At 67.6% G+C, this 17,687-nt stretch carries 28 protein-coding genes; all 28 read right to left on the bottom strand.

The annotated features are described in order from the left end of the window. Nucleotides 1-61: 61 nt before the first annotated feature. The 28 genes from map to rpsL all read right to left on the bottom strand — a co-directional run bounded on the left by map (nt 62) and on the right by rpsL (nt 17,348). A complete protein-coding gene (gene map, locus D459_RS0112615) occupies nt 62-904 on the bottom strand; it encodes a type I methionyl aminopeptidase (protein ID WP_017593372.1) in 843 nt (280 codons plus the stop codon). Further along, the gene (locus D459_RS0112610; RefSeq protein ID WP_026120330.1) at nt 904-1,554 is read right to left on the bottom strand and encodes an adenylate kinase; all 651 of its coding nucleotides are present in this window, start codon (nt 1,552-1,554) and stop codon (nt 904-906) included. The genes map and D459_RS0112610 overlap by 1 nt, the downstream gene beginning before the upstream one ends. Beyond that, nucleotides 1,554-2,867 carry a preprotein translocase subunit SecY gene (gene secY / locus D459_RS0112605; protein ID WP_017593370.1) on the bottom strand — a complete coding sequence of 438 codons (1,314 nt, stop codon included), beginning with the start codon at nt 2,865-2,867 and terminating at the stop codon, nt 1,554-1,556. Before secY ends, D459_RS0112610 begins: the two co-directional genes overlap by 1 nt. Before the next feature lie 252 nt (nt 2,868-3,119). Continuing rightward, entirely contained in the window at nt 3,120-3,584 is a 465-nt protein-coding gene (gene rplO / locus D459_RS0112600) for a 50S ribosomal protein L15 (RefSeq protein ID WP_017593369.1), read from the bottom strand. Further along, a complete protein-coding gene (gene rpmD / locus D459_RS0112595; protein ID WP_017593368.1) occupies nt 3,581-3,766 on the bottom strand; it encodes a 50S ribosomal protein L30 in 186 nt (61 codons plus the stop codon). Before rpmD ends, rplO begins: the two co-directional genes overlap by 4 nt. Before the next feature lies 1 nt (nt 3,767). Next, entirely contained in the window at nt 3,768-4,370 is a 603-nt protein-coding gene (gene rpsE, locus D459_RS0112590) for a 30S ribosomal protein S5 (RefSeq protein ID WP_017593367.1), read from the bottom strand. A gap of 51 nt (nt 4,371-4,421) precedes the next feature. Further along, the gene (gene rplR, locus D459_RS0112585; protein WP_017593366.1) at nt 4,422-4,808 is read right to left on the bottom strand and encodes a 50S ribosomal protein L18; all 387 of its coding nucleotides are present in this window, start codon (nt 4,806-4,808) and stop codon (nt 4,422-4,424) included. Nucleotides 4,809-4,810: 2 nt separating this feature from the next. Continuing rightward, nucleotides 4,811-5,350, bottom strand: coding sequence for a 50S ribosomal protein L6 (gene rplF, locus D459_RS0112580; RefSeq protein WP_017593365.1), 540 nt, complete (start codon nt 5,348-5,350; stop codon nt 4,811-4,813). A gap of 16 nt (nt 5,351-5,366) precedes the next feature. After that, complete coding sequence (gene rpsH / locus D459_RS0112575; protein WP_017593364.1) at nt 5,367-5,765, bottom strand: 30S ribosomal protein S8; 399 nt, start codon at nt 5,763-5,765, stop codon at nt 5,367-5,369. Between the two features lie 253 nt (nt 5,766-6,018). Continuing rightward, the gene (locus tag D459_RS0112570; RefSeq protein ID WP_026120329.1) at nt 6,019-6,204 is read right to left on the bottom strand and encodes a type Z 30S ribosomal protein S14; all 186 of its coding nucleotides are present in this window, start codon (nt 6,202-6,204) and stop codon (nt 6,019-6,021) included. A 10-nt stretch (nt 6,205-6,214) separates the two neighbouring features. Beyond that, nucleotides 6,215-6,790 carry a 50S ribosomal protein L5 gene (rplE, locus tag D459_RS0112565; RefSeq protein WP_017593362.1) on the bottom strand — a complete coding sequence of 192 codons (576 nt, stop codon included), beginning with the start codon at nt 6,788-6,790 and terminating at the stop codon, nt 6,215-6,217. Then, nucleotides 6,790-7,095, bottom strand: a complete 306-nt coding sequence (rplX, locus tag D459_RS0112560; RefSeq protein ID WP_017593361.1) for a 50S ribosomal protein L24 — start codon at nt 7,093-7,095, stop codon at nt 6,790-6,792. The genes rplE and rplX overlap by 1 nt, the downstream gene beginning before the upstream one ends. A gap of 3 nt (nt 7,096-7,098) precedes the next feature. Next, nucleotides 7,099-7,467: a 50S ribosomal protein L14 gene (gene rplN / locus D459_RS0112555; protein WP_017593360.1), complete on the bottom strand. Its 369-nt coding sequence runs from the start codon at nt 7,465-7,467 to the stop codon at nt 7,099-7,101. 101 nt (nt 7,468-7,568) lie between these two features. Further along, on the bottom strand, nt 7,569-7,847 hold the full coding sequence (gene rpsQ / locus D459_RS0112550; RefSeq protein ID WP_017593359.1) for a 30S ribosomal protein S17: 279 nt from the start codon (nt 7,845-7,847) through the stop codon (nt 7,569-7,571). After that, nucleotides 7,844-8,098, bottom strand: a complete 255-nt coding sequence (gene rpmC / locus D459_RS0112545; protein WP_017593358.1) for a 50S ribosomal protein L29 — start codon at nt 8,096-8,098, stop codon at nt 7,844-7,846. Before rpmC ends, rpsQ begins: the two co-directional genes overlap by 4 nt. Next, the gene (gene rplP / locus D459_RS0112540; RefSeq protein WP_017593357.1) at nt 8,098-8,514 is read right to left on the bottom strand and encodes a 50S ribosomal protein L16; all 417 of its coding nucleotides are present in this window, start codon (nt 8,512-8,514) and stop codon (nt 8,098-8,100) included. Before rplP ends, rpmC begins: the two co-directional genes overlap by 1 nt. A gap of 3 nt (nt 8,515-8,517) precedes the next feature. After that, nucleotides 8,518-9,321 carry a 30S ribosomal protein S3 gene (gene rpsC / locus D459_RS0112535; RefSeq protein ID WP_017593356.1) on the bottom strand — a complete coding sequence of 268 codons (804 nt, stop codon included), beginning with the start codon at nt 9,319-9,321 and terminating at the stop codon, nt 8,518-8,520. Beyond that, on the bottom strand, nt 9,321-9,674 hold the full coding sequence (rplV, locus tag D459_RS0112530; RefSeq protein ID WP_017593355.1) for a 50S ribosomal protein L22: 354 nt from the start codon (nt 9,672-9,674) through the stop codon (nt 9,321-9,323). Before rplV ends, rpsC begins: the two co-directional genes overlap by 1 nt. A 73-nt stretch (nt 9,675-9,747) precedes the next feature. Further along, the gene (gene rpsS / locus D459_RS0112525; protein ID WP_017593354.1) at nt 9,748-10,026 is read right to left on the bottom strand and encodes a 30S ribosomal protein S19; all 279 of its coding nucleotides are present in this window, start codon (nt 10,024-10,026) and stop codon (nt 9,748-9,750) included. Nucleotides 10,027-10,038: 12 nt separating this feature from the next. Further along, nucleotides 10,039-10,878: a 50S ribosomal protein L2 gene (rplB, locus tag D459_RS0112520; RefSeq protein WP_026120328.1), complete on the bottom strand. Its 840-nt coding sequence runs from the start codon at nt 10,876-10,878 to the stop codon at nt 10,039-10,041. Between the two features lie 64 nt (nt 10,879-10,942). After that, nucleotides 10,943-11,233 carry a 50S ribosomal protein L23 gene (gene rplW / locus D459_RS0112515; RefSeq protein WP_017593352.1) on the bottom strand — a complete coding sequence of 97 codons (291 nt, stop codon included), beginning with the start codon at nt 11,231-11,233 and terminating at the stop codon, nt 10,943-10,945. Then, nucleotides 11,230-11,901, bottom strand: a complete 672-nt coding sequence (gene rplD / locus D459_RS0112510; RefSeq protein ID WP_017593351.1) for a 50S ribosomal protein L4 — start codon at nt 11,899-11,901, stop codon at nt 11,230-11,232. Before rplD ends, rplW begins: the two co-directional genes overlap by 4 nt. A 2-nt stretch (nt 11,902-11,903) precedes the next feature. Continuing rightward, entirely contained in the window at nt 11,904-12,554 is a 651-nt protein-coding gene (gene rplC / locus D459_RS0112505; RefSeq protein ID WP_017593350.1) for a 50S ribosomal protein L3, read from the bottom strand. Nucleotides 12,555-12,567: 13 nt separating this feature from the next. Next, nucleotides 12,568-12,876, bottom strand: coding sequence for a 30S ribosomal protein S10 (gene rpsJ, locus D459_RS0112500; RefSeq protein ID WP_013156110.1), 309 nt, complete (start codon nt 12,874-12,876; stop codon nt 12,568-12,570). 218 nt (nt 12,877-13,094) lie between these two features. Continuing rightward, nucleotides 13,095-14,288 carry an elongation factor Tu gene (gene tuf, locus D459_RS0112495; RefSeq protein WP_017593349.1) on the bottom strand — a complete coding sequence of 398 codons (1,194 nt, stop codon included), beginning with the start codon at nt 14,286-14,288 and terminating at the stop codon, nt 13,095-13,097. Nucleotides 14,289-14,342: 54 nt separating this feature from the next. Next, entirely contained in the window at nt 14,343-16,457 is a 2,115-nt protein-coding gene (fusA, locus tag D459_RS0112490) for an elongation factor G (protein ID WP_026120327.1), read from the bottom strand. A 46-nt stretch (nt 16,458-16,503) separates the two neighbouring features. Beyond that, a complete protein-coding gene (gene rpsG / locus D459_RS0112485) occupies nt 16,504-16,974 on the bottom strand; it encodes a 30S ribosomal protein S7 (protein WP_017593347.1) in 471 nt (156 codons plus the stop codon). 2 nt (nt 16,975-16,976) lie between these two features. Next, nucleotides 16,977-17,348 carry a 30S ribosomal protein S12 gene (gene rpsL, locus D459_RS0112480; RefSeq protein WP_017538026.1) on the bottom strand — a complete coding sequence of 124 codons (372 nt, stop codon included), beginning with the start codon at nt 17,346-17,348 and terminating at the stop codon, nt 16,977-16,979. Nucleotides 17,349-17,687: the final 339 nt, after the last annotated feature.

Raw genomic sequence — 17,687 nt, 5'->3', positions numbered from 1 at the left:
CGCTGACGGGCCCATCCTATAGGGAGGGGCCCGCCGGCGGATTCCGGTCCGATGGCCGGTTCTACAGGCCCGGGTCGGGGAAGCCCCGGCGGGCGATGTCGTCCCGGTCGTCCTCCCGGGCGGTGAGCACCAGCGGCCCCTCGGCGGTGACCGCGACGGTGTGCTCGAAGTGCGCGGAGCGGGCCCCGTCCCGGGTGACCACGGTCCAGTCGTCCTCCAGCACCGCCACGTGCCGGGTGCCCTGGTTGGTCATCGGCTCGATCGCGAGGACCATGCCCTCCACCAGCTCGATGCCCTTGCCGGGCCGCCCGTAGTTGAGCACGTGCGGCTCCATGTGCATCTCGGTGCCGATGCCGTGCCCGCCGTACTCCTGGACGTTGCCGTAGCGCCCCTGGGAGCGCATGTAGGAGTCGATGGCGTGGCCGATGTCGCCGAGCCGCCGCCCGGGGCGCAGCTGGTCGATCCCGCGCCACATCGACTCCCGGCAGACGTCCATCATCTTCCGGTCGGCCGCGGAGACCTCGCCGACCGCGACCGTGATCGCCGAGTCGCCGTGCCAGCCGTCCAGGATCGCGCCGCAGTCCACCGAGACCGTGTCGCCCTCGCGCAGCACCCGCTCGGCCCGCGGGATGCCGTGCACGACCTCCTCGTTGACCGAGGCGCAGATGGAGCCGGGGAAGGCCGGGACACCGCCGCCGCCCCCGTAGCCCTTGAACGAGGGGATCGCGCCGGCGTCCCGGATCACCCGCTCGGCGACCGCGTCCAGGTCGAGCGTCGAGACACCGGGGGCCGCGGCGGCGCGCACCGCGTTCAGGGCGCGCGCCACCACCTTGCCGGCCTCCCGCATCTTCGCGATCTGCTCGGCCGTCTTGACCTGGATGTCCGGCTGGGCCTTGCGGAACATCAGGACCCGGTTCCGAGCGCGCTCAGCGCTCTGCCGGTGACCTCGGTGACCTCACCGATCGCCTCGATGGTCACCAGGACGCCCTGCTCCTCGTAGAAGGCGACCAGCGGCTCGGTCTGCTCCCGGTACACCTGGAGCCGGTGCCGGATGACGTCCTCGCGGTCGTCGTCGCGCTGGTAGAGCTCGCCGCCGCAGGCGTCGCAGACGCCCTCCTTCGCCGGCGGGTCGTAGTCGAGGTGGTACACCCGGCCGCACTCGCGGCAGGAGCGGCGCCCGGAGAGGCGCTTGACCACCTCGTCCTCGTCGACCTTGAGCTCCAGGACCGCGTCGAGCCCGGTGCCCATCTCCTTGAGCATGCCGTCCAGCGTCTCCGCCTGGGCGACGTTGCGCGGGAACCCGTCGAGCAGGAAGCCCTCGCGGGCGTCCGGCTCGCCGAGCCGGGCGCGCACCATCTCGTTGGTGACCTCGTCGGGGACGAGGTCGCCGCGGTCCATGTAGCTCTTGGCACGCTTGCCGAGCTCGGTACCGCCACTCACGTTGGCCCGGAAGATGTCACCGGTGGACACCTTGGGGATGGACAGTTCTGACGCCAGGATCTGAGCCTGGGTGCCTTTCCCGGCACCCGGGGGACCCACAAGTACGGCACGCACTATCGCAGAAAACCTTCGTAGTTCCGCTGCTGGAGGTGAGACTCGATCTGTTTCACCGTGTCCAGCCCGACACCGACCATGATCAGGATGCTCGTACCGCCGAACGGGAAGTTCTGCGACGCGCCGGACGCGCCCAGAGCCACCATCGGCAGCAGAGCGATGACCCCGAGGTACAGGGATCCGGGGGTCGTCAGCCGGGTCAGGACGTAGTCCAGGTACTCCGCGGTCGGACGCCCGGGCCGGATACCCGGGATGAACCCACCGTACTTCTTCATGTTGTCGGCGACTTCAGCGGGGTTGAAGGTGATGGCCACGTAGAAGAAGGCGAACCCGATGATCAGTACGAAGAACGTGGCCATGTAGACCGGATGCGTGCCCCCGACGAAGTACTCGTTGAGAAACTTCACAACCGCGTTGTCGGAGTTCTGCCCGAACAGGCCGATGGCCAGCTGCGGGAGGTAGAGCAGCGAGGAGGCGAAGATGACCGGGATGATGCCGGCCTGGTTCACCTTGAGCGGGATGTAGGTGGAGCTGCCGCCGAACATCCGCCGGCCCACCATCCGCTTGGCGTAGTGCACCGGGATCCGGCGCTGCGCCTGCTCGATGAAGACGACCCCGGCGATCAGCACGATGCCGGCCACGCAGATGAGCGCGAAGACCCAGGTGTCCTGCTCCTGCCAGATGGTCCCGATCGAGGACGGGAACATCGCCACGACCTGGGTGAAGATCAGCAGCGACATGCCGTTGCCGACGCCGCGCTCGGTGATCAGCTCACCGAACCACATGATGACCGCGGTCCCCGCCGTCATGGTGAACACCATGGTGATCAGGGTCAGCAGGTCGTCGTTGGGCATGTAGGTCTGCACCGGGATCTGCTGCTGGAACAGCTGCCCGCTGCGCGCCATCGCGATGAAGCTCGTGGACTGCAGGACCGCCAGCGCCAGCGTCAGATAGCGCGTGTACTGGGTGATCTTGGCCTGGCCGGCCTGGCCCTCCTTCTTGAGGGCCTCCAGCCGCGGGATCACCACGGTCAGCAGGTTGATGATGATGCTCGCGGTGATGTAGGGCATGATGCCCAGCGCGAACACCGTCAGCTGCAGCAGGGCTCCGCCGCTGAACAGGTTGATCAGGGAGTAGATCCCCGAGTCGTCGGCGGACTGCACGGCCTCCAGCTGGTCGCGGATGGCCGCCGAGTCGATCCCCGGCGCCGGGATGACCGATCCCAACCGGAAGACGGTCAGGATGAAAATGGTGAACAGCAGCTTGTTACGCAGGTCGGGCGTGCGGAACGCACGAACGAACGCACCTAGCACGTCTCCTCCTGCGCGGCTTCGGCGGCGGAACCGGTTCGAGACATCGCGGCCGATCCTGAATCGTCGTAGGTCGTCGGCACCGGGTGCGCGCCCGGAACCCTGGAGTCATCGGTCAAGCAGTAAGGCACTGTAACAGCCAATCGCCCGTCTGGCGGGTCGCGGAAGCGCTCGGGGGCGCCCGCCGGTACCCAACCTAATGGGTTCTACCGGCGAGCGCCCCCGCATCGCTTCACTGCCCGGGATCGGATCCCTCTACAGCTCGGTGGCGGTGCCACCGGCCGCTGCGATCTTCTCCTTGGCCGAGGCGGAGAACGCGTCCGCGCTCACCTGCACGGCCACGGAGATCTCCCCGGTGCCCAGCACCTTCACGAGCTGGTTCTTGCGAACCGCGCCCTTGGCGACCAGGTCGGCGACGGTGACCTCGCCGCCCTCCGGGTACAGCTCCGCGAGTTTGTCCAGGTTGACCACCTGGTACTCCTTGCGGAACTTCGCGTTGCTGAAGCCCTTGAGCTTCGGCAGCCGCCGGATCAGGGGCATCTGGCCGCCCTCGAAGCCGACCGGCACGGTGGAGCGGGCCTTGGTGCCCTTGGTGCCGCGACCGGCCGTCTTGCCCTTGGACGCCTCGCCGCGGCCCTTGCGGACCTTGGACTTGTTGGCGCCGGGGGCCGGACGCAGGTGGTGGAGCTTGAGCAGCTCGTCGGTGTTGTTCTCGCTCATTCGCCGACCTCCTCGACGGAAACGAGGTGCGCAACGATCGTGATCTGGCCGCGGACCTCGGGGCGGTCCTCACGGACGACCGAGCGCCCGATCTTGCCCAGGCCCAGCGAGCGCAGGTTGTCGTGCTGCTTGGCGGTGCCGCCGATCTTCGAGCGGACCTGCGTGATCTTCAGCTTCGCCATGTCAGGCACCCGCCTTCGCTTCCGCGCGAGCGCGCAGCATGGCGGCCGGGGCGACGTCCTCGACCGGAAGGCCGCGGCGGGCCGCGATCTCCTCCGGGCGGTTCAGGCCCTTCAGCGCCGCCACGGTGGCGTGCACGATGTTCAGCGGGTTGGACGAGCCGAGCGACTTGCTGAGCACGTCGTGGATCCCGGCGCACTCCAGCACGGCGCGGACCGGACCGCCGGCGATCACACCGGTACCCGGGGCGGCCGGGCGCAGCAGGACGACGCCGGCGGCGTCCTCACCCTGCACCTGGTGCGTGATGGTGCCCTGGATGCGCGGGACGCGGAAGAAGTTCTTCTTCGCCTCCTCGACACCCTTGGCGATGGCGGCCGGAACTTCCTTGGCCTTGCCGTAACCCACGCCCACCATGCCGTTGCCGTCGCCGACGACGACCAGCGCGGTGAAGCTGAACCGCCGGCCGCCCTTGACGACCTTGGCGACCCGGTTGATGGTCACGACCTTTTCGATGTAGGAGACACCCTTGTCTGCGGCGCCGCCGCGGCGATCGTCACGGCGGTCACGCCGCTCGCCACCGGCGCCGCGCCGCGGAGCTGCAGCCATCAGTGGTTCCTCTTCCCGTCGATTTCGATGCTTCGGACCGAGTTCGTCACCTTAGAACTCCAGCCCGCCGGAGCGCGCACCCTCGGCGAGGGCGGCGATACGGCCGTGGTACCGGTTGCCGCCGCGGTCGAAGACGACGGTGCTGACACCGGCGTCCTTGGCGCGCTGAGCGATCAGCTCGCCGACCTTCTGCGACTTCTCGGTCTTGGTGCCCTCCGCAGAGCGCAGCGTGGCGTCCAGGGTGGAGGCGGACACCAGGGTGTGGCCCTTGGTGTCGTCCACGATCTGGGCGACGATGTGCTTGGAGGAGCGGGTGACCACCAGGCGCGGACGCGCCTCGGTGCCGGAGACCTTCTTGCGGACCCGCAGGTGCCGGCGGGCCCGGGAGGCCGTGCGCGCGGCGGTGCCCTTGCGGACCGCGGTCGAGCTCTTCGCCATGCTTACTTACCAGCCTTCCCCGCCTTGGAGCGGATCTGCTCGCCCTGGTACCGCACGCCCTTCTTCTTGTACGGGTCGGGCTTGCGCAGACCGCGGATGTTCGCGGCGACCTGGCCGACGAGCTGCTTGTCGATGCCCTCGACGTGCAGCAGGGTCGGCTTCTCCACCCGGAAGGTGATGCCCTCCGGGGGCTCGATCACGACGGGGTGGCTGTAGCCCAGGGAGAACTCCAGGTTGGAGCCCTTGGCCTGGACGCGGTAACCGACGCCGTGGATCTCCAGGGTCTTGGTGAAGCCCTTGGAGACGCCCTCGACCAGGTTGGCGATGAGCGCGCGGTTGAGGCCGTGCAGCGAACGGGTCTCCGGCTTGTCGTCCGGCCGGGCCAGGACGACGCGGCCGTCCTCCTGGGTCTCGACCGTGATCGGCTCGGTCACCGTGTGGTGCAGCGTGCCCTTCGGCCCCTTGACAGTGACGTCTTGCCCGTCAATCGTGACTTCGACGCCCTTGGGGGCCGAGACCGGCAGTCGACCAATACGCGACATGCTGAAATCTCTCCCTCTACCAGACGTAGGCGAGGACTTCGCCGCCCACGCCGCGCTTCTTGGCCTGCTTGTCCGTCATCAGGCCACCGGACGTCGAAATGATCGCCACGCCGAGGCCGCCCAGGACGCGCGGCAGGTTCTCCTTCTTCGCGTAGACCCGCAGGCCCGGCTTGGAGACCCGGCGGACGCCGGCGATGGAGCGCTCCCGGGTGGGGCCGTACTTCAGCTCCACCACCAGGTTCTTGCCCACCGGGGCGTCCTCGGTGCGCCAGCTCTGGACGTAGCCCTCCTGCTGGAGGATCTCGGCGATGTGCGCCTTGATCTTGGAATACGGCATCGACACGGAGTCGTGGTAAGCCGAATTCGCGTTGCGCAGACGCGTCAGCATGTCTGCGATCGGGTCGGTCATTGTCATGGCCGATAGGCCCTTCCTCGCCGTGGTTTCCCCAAGGACAGGCGGGTCCATTTCCCGCCTGCTCCCCCGCGTGCTGCGGAGGTTCCTCTAGGACCTACGGCGCGGTCGTGGGCACCGCTCCGGACGTGCCGGTGCCGTGCCCTGTCGTATGCGTCGAATTACTTCCGGAGCGGACTCCGGGAGGGGAGAGGGGACGGGGCCCGCCGCGCGGAGCGCGGCCGGGGCCCCGTTCGACCCCTGTGCCGGCCGGCTGCTACCAGCTGGACTTGGCGATGCCCGGCAGCTCGCCCTTGTGCGCCATCTCGCGGAAGCAGATGCGGCACAGGCCGAACTTCCGGAACACGGCGCGCGGACGGCCGCAGCGCGAGCAACGAGTATACCCGCGAACAGCGAACTTCGGCTTCCGGTTCGCCTTGGCGATCAGTGCCTTCTTAGCCATACCCGCTCCCTCAGGCTTCCTTGAAGGGGAAGCCGAGCCGCTTGAGCAGGCTGCGCCCCTCCTCGTCGGTGGTCGCGGTCGTGACGACCGTGATGTCCATCCCGCGCTGGCGGTCGACCTTGTCCGGGTCGACCTCGTGGAACATGACCTGCTCGGTCAGGCCGAAGGTGTAGTTGCCGTTCCCGTCGAACTGCTTCGGGGAAAGGCCCCGGAAGTCCCGGATCCGCGGCAGCGCCAGGGAGAGCAGCCGGTCGAGGAACTCCCACATCCGGTCGTTGCGCAGCGTCACGCTGGCGCCGATCGGCTGCCCCTCGCGCAGCTTGAACTGCGCGATGGACTTCTTGGCCCGGTTGATCTTGGGCTTCTGGCCGGTGATCGCGGTGATGTCCGCGATGGCGCCCTGGATCAGCTTGGCGTCCCGGGCGGCCTCGCCGACACCCATGTTGACCACGATCTTGGTCAGACCGGGGACCTGCATGATGTTGGCGTAGCCGAACTCCTCGCGGAGCCCGGAGACGATCTCCTCGCGGTACTTCGCCTTGAGCCGCGGCAGTGCCGGAGCCTCGATGTCGTTGGTGACCGTCATCAGATGTCCTTACCGGTACGGCGGGAGATCCGAACCTTGGTGCCGTCTTCCTCGAAGCGGTAGCCGACGCGGCTGGCCTTGCCGTCCTCCACGATGGCCACGTTGCTCACGTGGATCGGGGCCTCCTTGGTGACGACCTCACCCTGCTGGCCGCCGGCCGGATTCGCCTTCTTGTGCTTCTTGATGAGGTTGACGCCCTCGACGACGACACGCTGCTCCTTGGGAAGGGCCTTGAGGACCTTCCCGGTGGCACCCTTGTCCTTGCCGGCGATGACGATGACCTCGTCGTCCTTTTTGATCTTCATCGCCTAGAGCACCTCCGGCGCTAGCGAGATGATGCGCATGAACTTCTTGTCCCGCAGCTCCCGGCCGACCGGACCGAAGATGCGGGTGCCTCGCGGGTCCCCACCGTCCTTGATGAGCACGGCGGCGTTCTCATCGAAGCGGATGTAGGAGCCGTCGGGCCGGCGGCGCTCCTTGGTGGTGCGCACGACAACGGCCTTGACGACATCGCCCTTCTTCACGCCCGCGCCGGGAAGGGCGTCCTTCACCGTCGCCACGATCGTGTCGCCGATGCCCGCGTAGCGCCGACCCGAGCCGCCGAGGACACGGATGGTCAAGATCTCCTTGGCCCCCGTGTTGTCGGCGACCTTGAGTCGCGACTCCTGCTGAATCACGTCTGCTCCTGATATATGCGCGCGGACGCACTGTCCGCACTGCTAGGTGGTCTCACCCCTTGGGCGGCCGATCTCCACCAACCGGCCGCCGAGGCAGGGGTCTACTTAGCCTTCTCCAGGATCTCCACGACGCGCCAGCGCTTGGTCGCCGACAGCGGGCGGGTCTCCATCAGGCGGACCCGGTCGCCGACGCCGCAGATCTCGGCCTCGTCGTGGGCCTTGTACTTGGTGGTGCGGCGGATGACCTTGCCGTACAGCGCGTGCTTGACGCGGTCCTCCACCTCGACGACCACGGTCTTCGACATCTTGTCGCTGACCACGAGGCCTTCGCGCACCTTGCGGTAGTTGCGAGCGGTCTGCTGCTCGTTGGTCTCGCTCATTCGGCTGCTTCCTTCGTCTTCTCAGCCGACTCGCCTGCCAGCGGCATGATGCCCAGCTCGTGCTCCCGCAGGACCGTGTAGATGCGGGCGATCTCGCGCTTGACGATCCGCAGTCGACCGTGGTTGTCCAGCTGCCCGGTGGCAGCCTGGAAGCGCAGGTTGAACAGCTCTTCCTTCGCCTCCTTGAGCTTGCCGACCAGGTCCTCGGCGGACTGGTCCCGCAGCTCCTGGGCGGTCGTGGACTTCGCCATTACTCCCACACCTCCCGCTTCACGAACTTGCACCGCATCGGGAGCTTGTGCATCGCCCGACGCAAGGCCTCCTTGGCCACCGGCTCCGGCACGCCGGCCAGCTCGAACATGACCCGTCCGGGCTTGACCGGGGCCACCCACCACTCGGGGGAGCCCTTACCGGAACCCATCCGGGTCTCGGCCGGCTTCTTGGTCAGCGGGCGGTCCGGGAAGATGTTGATCCACACCTTGCCGCCGCGCTTGATGTGACGGGTCATGGCGATACGAGCGGCCTCGATCTGCCGGTTGGTGACGTAGGCGGCGTCCAGGGCCTGGATGCCGTACTCACCGAAGTTGACCGTCGTGCCACCCTTGGCGCGCCCGCGCAGGTCCGGGTGGTGCTGCTTGCGGTACTTGACCTTCCGGGGAATGAGCATCGGTCAGCTCCCCTCGTTCCCGGACTTCTCGGCGCCCTGAGTCGCCTCGGCGGGCGCGCTGGACTTGCCCTCGGCCTGCTGGCCCTGGCCGCCGCGGCGGCGGCGCTGCGGACGCTCGCGGCGCTGGCCGCCACCGCCCGGAGCCCGCTGCGCGGCCTGCTTGGCCTCGCGCTCGGCGCGGGTCGCCGGGGCGTCGCCCTTGTAGATCCACACCTTGACGCCGATGCGGCCGAAGGTGGTGCGGGCCTCGAAGAAGCCGTAGTCGATGTCGGCGCGGAGGGTGTGCAGCGGCACGCGGCCCTCGCGGTAGAACTCCGACCGGCTCATCTCGGCGCCGCCCAGGCGGCCGCCGCACTGGATGCGGATGCCCTTGGCGCCGCTCTTCATCGCGCTCTGGATCGCCTTGCGCATGGCGCGGCGGAACGCGACCCGGCTGGCCAGCTGCTCGGCGACGCCCTGGGCGACGAGCTGGGCCTCGGTCTCGGGGTTCTTGACCTCGAGGATGTTGAGCTGGACCTGCTTCTTGGTCAGCTTCTCCAGGTCGCCCCGGATCCGGTCGGCCTCCGAGCCGCGCCGGCCGATGACGATGCCCGGGCGGGCGGTGTGGATGTCCACCCGCACGCGCTCACGGGTGCGCTCGATCTCGACCTTGGCGATTCCGGCCCGCTCCATGCCGCGGTTGAGCATGCGGCGGATGGCCACGTCTTCCTTGACGTAGTCCTTGTACTGCTTGTCGGCGTACCAGCGGCTCTTGTAATCCGTGGTCACCCCGAGCCGGAACCCGTGCGGGTTGATCTTCTGCCCCACTATCGGGTCCTTTCCTTCGTCTCACTGGGCTCGACGACCACGGTGATGTGGCTCGTGCGCTTGGTGACGCGGAAGGCACGGCCGAAGCCTCGCGGGCGGATGCGCTTGAGGGTCGGGCCCTCGTCCACCCATGCAGCGCCGACGACCAGCGTCTCGCGGTCGAGCTTGTCGTTGTGCTCGGCATTGGCGATGGCGCTCGCGAGCACCTTCCCCACCGGCTCGCTCGCCGCCTGCGGCGCGAACCGGAGAACCGCCTGTGCCTCGTCAGCGGGCAACCCGCGAATAAGGTCCACCACCCGGCGGGCCTTGCGGGGCGTGACGCGGACGAACCGCGCCTGTGCCCTCGTTCCCATCGCTTTTCCCTCGCTCACGGAAATCTCCTCCCCACGCACCGTGGGGACATGGTTCATCTTGGATCTGCAACCGCTAACGGCGGCTACGGCGGTCTTCCTTGACGTGGCTGCGGAAAGTACGCGTGGGAGCGAACTCGCCGAGCTTGTGGCCGACCATCGCCTCGGAGACGAAGACCGGGACGTGCTTGCGCCCGTCGTGCACGGCGAGCGTGTGCCCGATCATCTCAGGGATGATCATGGAGCGGCGCGACCACGTCTTGATGACGTTCTTGGTGCCCTTCTCGTTCTGGTCCTCCACCTTCTTCAGCAGGTGGTGGTCCACGAAGGGGCCCTTCTTAAGGCTACGTGGCATCAGACGTGCTCCTTACCGCTTCTTCTTGCCGCTGCGCCGACGCCGCACGATGTACTTGTCGCTGGCCTTGTTCTTGCTGCGGGTACGGCCTTCCTTCTTACCCGCGGGGTTCACCGGGTGGCGGCCGCCGGAGGTCTTGCCCTCACCACCACCGTGGGGGTGGTCCACCGGGTTCATGACCACACCGCGGACGGTCGGGCGCTTGCCCTTCCACCGCATGCGGCCGGCCTTGCCCCAGTTGATGTTGGACTGCTCGGCGTTGCCGACCTGTCCGACCGTGGCGCGGCAGGTGATCTCCACCATCCGCATCTCGCCGGAGGGCATGCGCAGCGTGGCGTAGTTGCCCTCCTTCGCCAGCAGCTGGATCTGCGTGCCGGCGGAGCGGCCGAGCTTGGCGCCCCCGCCCGGCTTGAGCTCGACCGCGTGCACGAACGTACCCGTGGGGATGTTGCGCAGCGGGAGGCAGTTGCCGGGCTTGATGTCGGACGTGGGGCCGTTCTCGACCCGGTCGCCCTGCTTCAGGCCGGCCGGCGCCAGGATGTAGCGCTTCTCACCGTCCACGTAGTGGAGCAGCGCGATGCGGGCGGTCCGGTTCGGGTCGTACTCGATGTGAGCGACCTTGGCCGGGACGCCGTCCTTGTCGTGCCGGCGGAAGTCGATGATGCGGTAGGCACGCTTGTGACCGCCACCCTGGTGCCGGGTGGTGATGCGGCCGTGCCCGTTCCGCCCGCCCTTGGAGTGGAGCGGACGCACCAGGGACTTCTCCGGCTCGGAGCGCGTGATCTCAGCGAAGTCGCTCACGCTGGAGCCGCGACGACCCGGTGTCGTCGGCTTGTACTTACGAATGCCCATCTTCTTCGTGCATTCCTTTACATGTGTTGCTGGTCGAAGCGGTCGGACGCCGCGAACGGCCGGATCAGACGCCGAAGATGTCGATCCGGTCGCCGTCGGCCACCGTGATGATGGCGCGCTTGGTGTCCGGGCGCTTCCCGTAGCCGAAGCGGGTCCGCTTCCGCTTGCCCTTGCGGTTGACCGTGTTCACGGAGTCGACCTTCACCTCGAAGATCTTCTCCACCGCGATCTTGATCTGCGTCTTGTTGGCGTCGGGGCGGACGAGGAAGGTGTACTGGTTCTGGTCCTGCAGCCCGTAGCTCTTCTCGGAGATCACCGGTTCGATGATGATGTCCCGAGGGTCGGGGATCCTCACTGCTCGTCCTCCTCCGGCTTCGCCGCCTGCGAGGCACCCGAAGCGTGCGCCAGGAACTCCTCGTAACCGCGCTCGGTGAAGACCACGTCGTCGGAGTAGAGGACGTCGTAGGTGTTCACCTGGTCCGCGTCGAGGATGTGCACCTCGCCGAGGTTGCGCAGCGCGAGGCGGTTGGTCTCGTCGTTGCGGTCCAGAACCACCAGCACCTTGTCGGAGTCGGTGACCTGGCGCAGGGCCTTCAGCGCGGTCTGGGTCCGCTTGCTGGTGACGTCGGCACCGACGAACTCGGTGAGGACGTGCACCCGGCCGTGGCGGGCCCGGTCCGACAGGGCGCCGCGGAGCGCGGCGGCCTTCATCTTCTTCGGGGTGCGCTGGGAGTAGTCCCGCGGCTGCGGGCCGTGCACCGTGCCGCCGCCCTTGAACTGCGGGGCGCGGATCGAGCCCTGGCGGGCCCGGCCGGTGCCCTTCTGCCGGTAGGGCTTCTTGCCGCCGCCGCGGACGTCGCCGCGGGTCTTGGTGGCGTGCGTGCCCTGGCGGCCCGCGGCCTGCTGGGCGATGACGACCTGGTGCATCAGCGGGATGTTCGCCTGCTGGTCGAAGATCGCCTCCGGGAGCTCGATGCTCCGGCCGGCCGCGCCCTCGGGTCCGTTGACCTCGATGGTCGCCATTGTCAGTTCTCCCCCTTCACGGCGGTGCGGACGAGCACCAGCCCGCCGTTGGGGCCGGGCACCGCACCCTTCACCAGGATGAGGCCCTTCTCCGCGTCGACCCCGTGCACCTTGAGGTTCTGCACGGTCTTGCGGGCGTTGCCCATACGGCCGGCCATCCGCATGCCCTTGAACACGCGGCCGGGCGTGGCGCAGCCGCCGATCGCACCGGGCTTGCGGTGCACCTTGTGCGCACCGTGCGAGGCCTTCATACCGGCGAAGCCGTGCCGCTTCATGACACCGGCGAAGCCCTTGCCCTTGGTCTTGCCGGTGACGTCGACCAGCTGGCCGGCCTCGAACGCCTCGGCGGTGATCTCCTGGCCGAGGGTGTACTCGGTCGCGTCGGAGGTCCGCACCTCGACGTAGTGCCGGCGCGGGGTCAGGTCGTGCTTGCGCAGGTAGTCGCCGAGCGGCTTGTTGACCTTGCGCGGGTTGATCTGCCCGTAGCCGAGCTGGACGGCGGTGTAGCCGTCGGTCTCCGGGGTCCGGACGCGCGTCACGACGCACGGACCGGCCTTCAGGACCGTCACGGGCACGATCTTGCCCGATTCGTCGAAGACCTGGGTCATGCCGAGCTTCTCGCCCAGGACTCCCTTGATCTGCTTGGTGGCCATGTCTGTGCGTCCCTTAAAGCTTGATCTCGATGTCGACGCCGGCCGGGAGGTCGAGCCGCATGAGCGAGTCGACGGTCTTCGGCGTCGGGTCGATGATGTCGATCAGCCGCTTGTGCGTGCGCATCTCGAAGTGCTCCCGCGAGTCCTTGTACTTGTGCGGAGAGCGGATGACGCAGTACACGTTCTTTTCCGTCGGCAACGGCACCGGGCCAGCGACCTGCGCGCCGGTCCGCGTCACGGTCTCGACGATCTTGCGAGCCGAGCTGTCGATGACCTCGTGGTCATAGGCCTTGAGCCGAATGCGGATCTTCTGTCCCGCCATGGTGGCCTTTTCGTCCTTCGCTTCAGTGTCCGTAGAGGCTGGTCCCGGCTGCCCGGTCCCGTATACCCCCATCAGGGGCGCCCTGTGAGGCTCTATTCACCTGAGAAACCGCTGCAGGGCTTTCCCCTGAGGTGCATCACCGCTACAGAGCCCGATGACGTCGTTCATGGTGTGGCGGCCGGGCCGGCCAGGCGGCCCGACCGCCACATACGGTCGTGCTACTTGATGATCTTGGTGACGCGACCGGCGCCCACGGTCCGGCCACCCTCGCGGATGGCGAACTTCAGGCCCTCCTCCATCGCGACCGGCTGGATCAGCTGGACGGTCATCCCGGTGTTGTCGCCGGGCATGACCATCTCGGTGCCCTCGGGGAGGGTCACCACGCCGGTCACGTCGGTGGTCCGGAAGTAGAACTGGGGGCGGTAGTTGTTGAAGAACGGGGTGTGGCGGCCGCCCTCGTCCTTGGACAGGATGACGACCTGGCCCTCGAACTCCGTGTGCGGGGTCGTGGTGCCCGGCTTGATCACGACCTGGCCGCGCTCGACGTCCTCGCGCTTGATGCCGCGGAGCAGCAGGCCGACGTTGTCGCCCGCCTGGCCCTGGTCGAGGAGCTTGCGGAACATCTCCACACCGGTGACGGTGGTGGTCTGCTTCTCCTCCTTGATGCCGACGATGTCAACGGTCTCGTTGACGTTGACGACACCCCGCTCGATGCGGCCGGTCACCACGGTGCCGCGGCCGGTGATCGAGAAGACGTCCTCGATCGGCATCAGGAACGGCTTGTCGGTGTCGCGCTGCGGCTCGGGGATGTTCTCGTCCACGGCCTTCATCAGCTCGAGGATGGAGTTGCCCCACTCGGAGTCGCCCTCGAGCGCCTTCAGAGCGGAGACCTTGACGACCGGAACGTCGTCGCCCGGGAACTCGTACTCGTTGAGCAGCTCGCGGATCTCGAGCTCGACCAGCTCGAAGATCTCCTCGTCGTCGACCATGTCGGCCTTGTTCAGCGCGACGACGATGTAGGGCACGCCGACCTGGCGGGCCAGGAGCACGTGCTCCTTGGTCTGCGGCATCGGGCCGTCGGTGGCGGCGACCACCAGGATCGCGCCGTCCATCTGCGCGGCACCGGTGATCATGTTCTTGACGTAGTCGGCGTGGCCGGGGCAGTCGACGTGCGCGTAGTGCCGGGCCTCGGTCTGGTACTCGACGTGCGCGACGGAGATGGTGATACCGCGCTCGCGCTCCTCAGGAGCGTTGTCGATGTCCTCGAACGGGGTGAACGGGTTCAGCTCCGGGTACGCGTCGTGCAGCACCTTGGTGATCGCGGCGGTAAGAGTGGTCTTGCCGTGGTCGATGTGCCCGATGGTGCCGATGTTGACGTGCGGCTTGGTCCGCTCGAACTTGGCCTTAGCCACTGGATCTCTCCTAGACGTACAGAGTTTCTAGCTGACTGGTTACGCGTTCGCGGTTTATTCGCCGCGGACCTTCGCCACGATCTCCTCCTGGACGCTGGAGGGGACCTCCGCGTAGGAGTCGAAGACCATGGTGTAGTTGGCCCGGCCCTGCGTACGGCTCCGCAGGTCCCCCACGTAGCCGAACATCTCCGACAGGGGCACCAGGGCCTTGACGACCCGGACGCCGGAGCGCTCGTCCATCGACTGGATGTGACCGCGCCGGCTGTTCAGGTCGCCGATCACGTCGCCCATGTACTCCTCGGGCGTCGTGACCTCGACCGCCATGACCGGCTCGAGGATGACCGGCTTCGCCTTGCGAGCGGCGTCCTTGAAGGCCATGGAACCTGCGACCTTGAAGGCCAGCTCGGAGGAGTCCACGTCGTGGTAGGCGCCGTCCTGCAGGGTCACCTTGACCCCGACGATCGGGTACCCGGCGAGGACACCGAACTCGGCGGCCTCCTGGCAGCCCGCGTCCACGGACGGGATGTACTCCCGCGGGATGCGGCCGCCGCTGATGTTGTTGACGAACTCGTAACCGGCGCTGTCGCCGTCTTCCTCGGCCGCGAGCGGCTCAAGGTCGATGATGACGCGGCCGAACTGGCCCGAGCCACCGGTCTGCTTCTTGTGGGTGTACTCGACCTTCTCGACCTTCTTGCGAATGGTCTCGCGGTAGGCCACCTGGGGCTTGCCGATGTTGGCCTCGACCTTGAACTCGTCCCGCATACGGTTGACGAGGACCTCGAGGTGCAGCTCGCCCATGCCGGAGATCACGGTCTGGCCGGTCTCCTCCGAGGAGGACACCTGGAAGGAGGGGTCCTCGTCGGCGAGCCGCTGGATCGCGATGGAGAGCTTCTCCTGGTCGCTCTTGGTCTTCGGCTCGATGGCGACCTCGATGACCGGGGCCGGGAAGGTCATGGACTCCAGGACGATCGGCGACGCGGGGTCGCACAGGGTCTCGCCCGTGGTGGTGTCCTTGAGACCCATGACGGCGACGATGTCGCCGGCGCCCACGCGCTGGATCTCCTCCCGCTTGTTGGAGTGCATCCGGTAGATCTTCCCGATGCGCTCCTTGCGGCCCTTGAGGCTGTTCAGCACCTGGGTGCCGGCCTCCAGGACACCGGAGTAGACGCGCACGTAGGTCAGCTTGCCCAGGTGCGGGTCGCTCATGATCTTGAAGACCAGGGCCGAGAGCGGCTCCTCCTCGCTGGGCTTGCGCTCCAGCTTGGTCTCCTCGGTCTCGTCCTTGGGGTCGTGGCCCTCGACGGCCTCGACGTCCATCGGAGACGGGAGGTAGGCGACGATCGCGTCGAGCAGGGGCTGCACGCCCTTGTTCTTGAACGCGGTGCCGCACACGACCGGGATCGCGGTGCCGGCGATGCAGGCGCGGCGGATGGCCGGGACGATCTGGTCCACGGAGGGCTCGTCGCCCTCCAGGTAGAGCTCCATGATCTCGTCGTCGGCCTCGGCCAGCGTCTCGATCATCTTGTCCCGGGCCTCGCGAGCGGCGTCGACGTGGGTGTCCGGGATCTCGATGGTCTCGTAGGCCTCGCCCATCTTGGCGTCTTCGGTCCAGACGTAGGCCTTCATGTGGACCAGGTCCACGACGCCCCTGAAGTCGCCCTCCGCGCCGATCGGCAGCTGGATCGGCATCGGGTTGGCGCCCAGGCGCTCGCTGAACATGTCGACGCAGCGCTGGAACTCGGCGCCGATCTTGTCCATCTTGTTGACGAAGCAGATCCGCGGCACGTTGTACCGGTCGGCCTGGCGCCACACCTGCTCCGACTGCGGCTCGACGCCCTCCTTGGCGTCGAACACCGCCACCGCGCCGTCCAGCACGCGCAGCGACCGCTCGACCTCGACCGTGAAGTCGACGTGGCCGGGCGTGTCGATGATGTTGATGGTGGTGTCGCCCCAGTGGGTGGTGGTGGCAGCAGAGGTGATGGTGATACCCCTCTCCTGCTCCTCCTTCATCCAGTCCATCGTGGCGGCGCCGTCGTGGACCTCGCCCACCTTGTGGGTCACACCGGTGTAGAAGAGGATCCGCTCAGTCGTCGTGGTCTTGCCCGCGTCGATATGAGCCATGATCCCGATGTTGCGGACCTTGGCAAGGTCAAGAGCAGTGGTAGCCATGTGGCTCGTCTTCTCTCGGTCTCAGGTATCGATTCGCCCGCGGGGGTTACCAGCGGTAGTGGGCGAAGGCCTTGTTGGACTCCGCCATCTTGTGCGTGTCCTCGCGGCGCTTGACGCTGGCGCCGAGCCCGTTGCTCGCGTCGACCAGCTCGTTGAGGAGCCGCTCGGTCATGGTCTTCTCGCGGCGCTGCCGGGAGTAGCCGACCAGCCAGCGCAGCGCGAGGGTGGTGCTCCGGGAGGCGCGGACCTCGACCGGAACCTGGTAGGTGGCGCCACCGACGCGGCGGCTGCGCACCTCCAGGGAGGGCTTGACGTTGTCGAGCGCGCGCTTGAGCACGACGAGCGGGTCCTGCCCGGTCTTCTCCCGGGCCCCCTCGAGCGCGCCGTACACGATGTTCTGCGCGATCGAGCGCTTGCCGTCCAGCAGCACCTTGTTGATGAGTGCGGTGACGAGCGGCGATCCGTAGACCGGGTCGGTGATCAGCTGGCGCTTCGGCGCCGGCCCCTTGCGCGGCATGCTTACTTCTCCTTCTTAGCGCCGTAACGGCTGCGCGCCTGCTTGCGGTTACGGACGCCCTGGGTGTCGAGTGAACCGCGGACGATCCGGTAGCGGACACCCGGCAGGTCCTTCACACGGCCGCCGCGCACGAGCACGATGGAGTGCTCCTGCAGGTTGTGGCCGATGCCGGGGATGTAGGCCGTGACCTCGATCCCGCTGCTCAGCTTCACACGGGCGACCTTGCGCAGCGCGGAGTTCGGCTTCTTGGGCGTAGTGGTGTAGACACGCGTGCACACACCACGACGCTGCGGACTCCCCTTCAGCGCCGGGGTCTTGTTCTTTGCGACCTTGTCCTGTCGGCCCTTGCGGACCAGCTGCTGGATGGTGGGCACCGCGTCTCCGTCTTCCTCGTGACCTACGCCGGTTCTGTAGCCGTTGTCGCTATCGACCTGCTGGATTTCCCGTTCCCCCCGACCCCCGCATCCGGGCGTGTCGCGCTCTATCCCGAGAGAAGGCCGACAACCGAATGCGCCGACCCTGACGGCCGGTCGTCCTGGGAGGAGGTGTCACGCGGCGCCGGGTCCGCGAAGCGGGGGCGTCCCCCGGATGCGAATTGAGCGCACGCGTGTGACCCGTTGGCTCACGGGCACGAAGTTCAAGGGTACCGAAGGGGTCCTGCCCGGTCAAAACGGGTTTCAACCCCTGTACTACCGCTCTCCCTCGGACCTCAC

Origin of the sequence: Nocardiopsis potens DSM 45234 (assembly GCF_000341105.1) — a bacterium.
Lineage (GTDB): Bacteria > Actinomycetota > Actinomycetes > Streptosporangiales > Streptosporangiaceae > Nocardiopsis_A > Nocardiopsis_A potens.
The sequence above is the reverse complement of the archived record's forward strand: the minus strand, read 5'-3'. Positions and strand labels throughout refer to the sequence as shown.

Coding starts and splice junctions, on each gene's coding strand:
- rplE (WP_017593362.1), bottom strand. CDS start 6,790: ATGACGGTCACCAACGACATCGAGGCTCCGGCACTGCCGCGGCTCAAG.
- rplR (WP_017593366.1), bottom strand. CDS start 4,808: ATGGCGAAGAGCTCGACCGCGGTCCGCAAGGGCACCGCCGCGCGCACG.
- rplD (WP_017593351.1), bottom strand. CDS start 11,901: ATGGCGACCATCGAGGTCAACGGACCCGAGGGCGCGGCCGGCCGGAGC.
- rplV (WP_017593355.1), bottom strand. CDS start 9,674: ATGGGAACGAGGGCACAGGCGCGGTTCGTCCGCGTCACGCCCCGCAAG.
- rplF (WP_017593365.1), bottom strand. CDS start 5,350: ATGTCGCGTATTGGTCGACTGCCGGTCTCGGCCCCCAAGGGCGTCGAA.
- rpsG (WP_017593347.1), bottom strand. CDS start 16,974: ATGCCGCGCAAGGGGCCGGCGCCGAAGCGCCAGCTGATCACCGACCCG.
- fusA (WP_026120327.1), bottom strand. CDS start 16,457: ATGGCTACCACTGCTCTTGACCTTGCCAAGGTCCGCAACATCGGGATC.
- rpmD (WP_017593368.1), bottom strand. CDS start 3,766: ATGGCGAAGCTGAAGATCACGCAGGTCCGCTCGAAGATCGGCGGCACC.
- rplC (WP_017593350.1), bottom strand. CDS start 12,554: ATGGCCACCAAGCAGATCAAGGGAGTCCTGGGCGAGAAGCTCGGCATG.
- rpsS (WP_017593354.1), bottom strand. CDS start 10,026: ATGCCACGTAGCCTTAAGAAGGGCCCCTTCGTGGACCACCACCTGCTG.
- rplP (WP_017593357.1), bottom strand. CDS start 8,514: ATGCTCATTCCCCGGAAGGTCAAGTACCGCAAGCAGCACCACCCGGAC.
- rpmC (WP_017593358.1), bottom strand. CDS start 8,098: ATGGCGAAGTCCACGACCGCCCAGGAGCTGCGGGACCAGTCCGCCGAG.
- D459_RS0112570 (WP_026120329.1), bottom strand. CDS start 6,204: ATGGCTAAGAAGGCACTGATCGCCAAGGCGAACCGGAAGCCGAAGTTC.
- rpsJ (WP_013156110.1), bottom strand. CDS start 12,876: ATGGCGGGACAGAAGATCCGCATTCGGCTCAAGGCCTATGACCACGAG.
- rplO (WP_017593369.1), bottom strand. CDS start 3,584: ATGAGCGAGAACAACACCGACGAGCTGCTCAAGCTCCACCACCTGCGT.
- rpsE (WP_017593367.1), bottom strand. CDS start 4,370: ATGGCTGCAGCTCCGCGGCGCGGCGCCGGTGGCGAGCGGCGTGACCGC.
- map (WP_017593372.1), bottom strand. CDS start 904: ATGTTCCGCAAGGCCCAGCCGGACATCCAGGTCAAGACGGCCGAGCAG.
- rplX (WP_017593361.1), bottom strand. CDS start 7,095: ATGAAGATCAAAAAGGACGACGAGGTCATCGTCATCGCCGGCAAGGAC.
- rplB (WP_026120328.1), bottom strand. CDS start 10,878: ATGGGCATTCGTAAGTACAAGCCGACGACACCGGGTCGTCGCGGCTCC.
- rpsH (WP_017593364.1), bottom strand. CDS start 5,765: ATGACAATGACCGACCCGATCGCAGACATGCTGACGCGTCTGCGCAAC.
- rpsQ (WP_017593359.1), bottom strand. CDS start 7,847: ATGAGCGAGACCAACGAGCAGCAGACCGCTCGCAACTACCGCAAGGTG.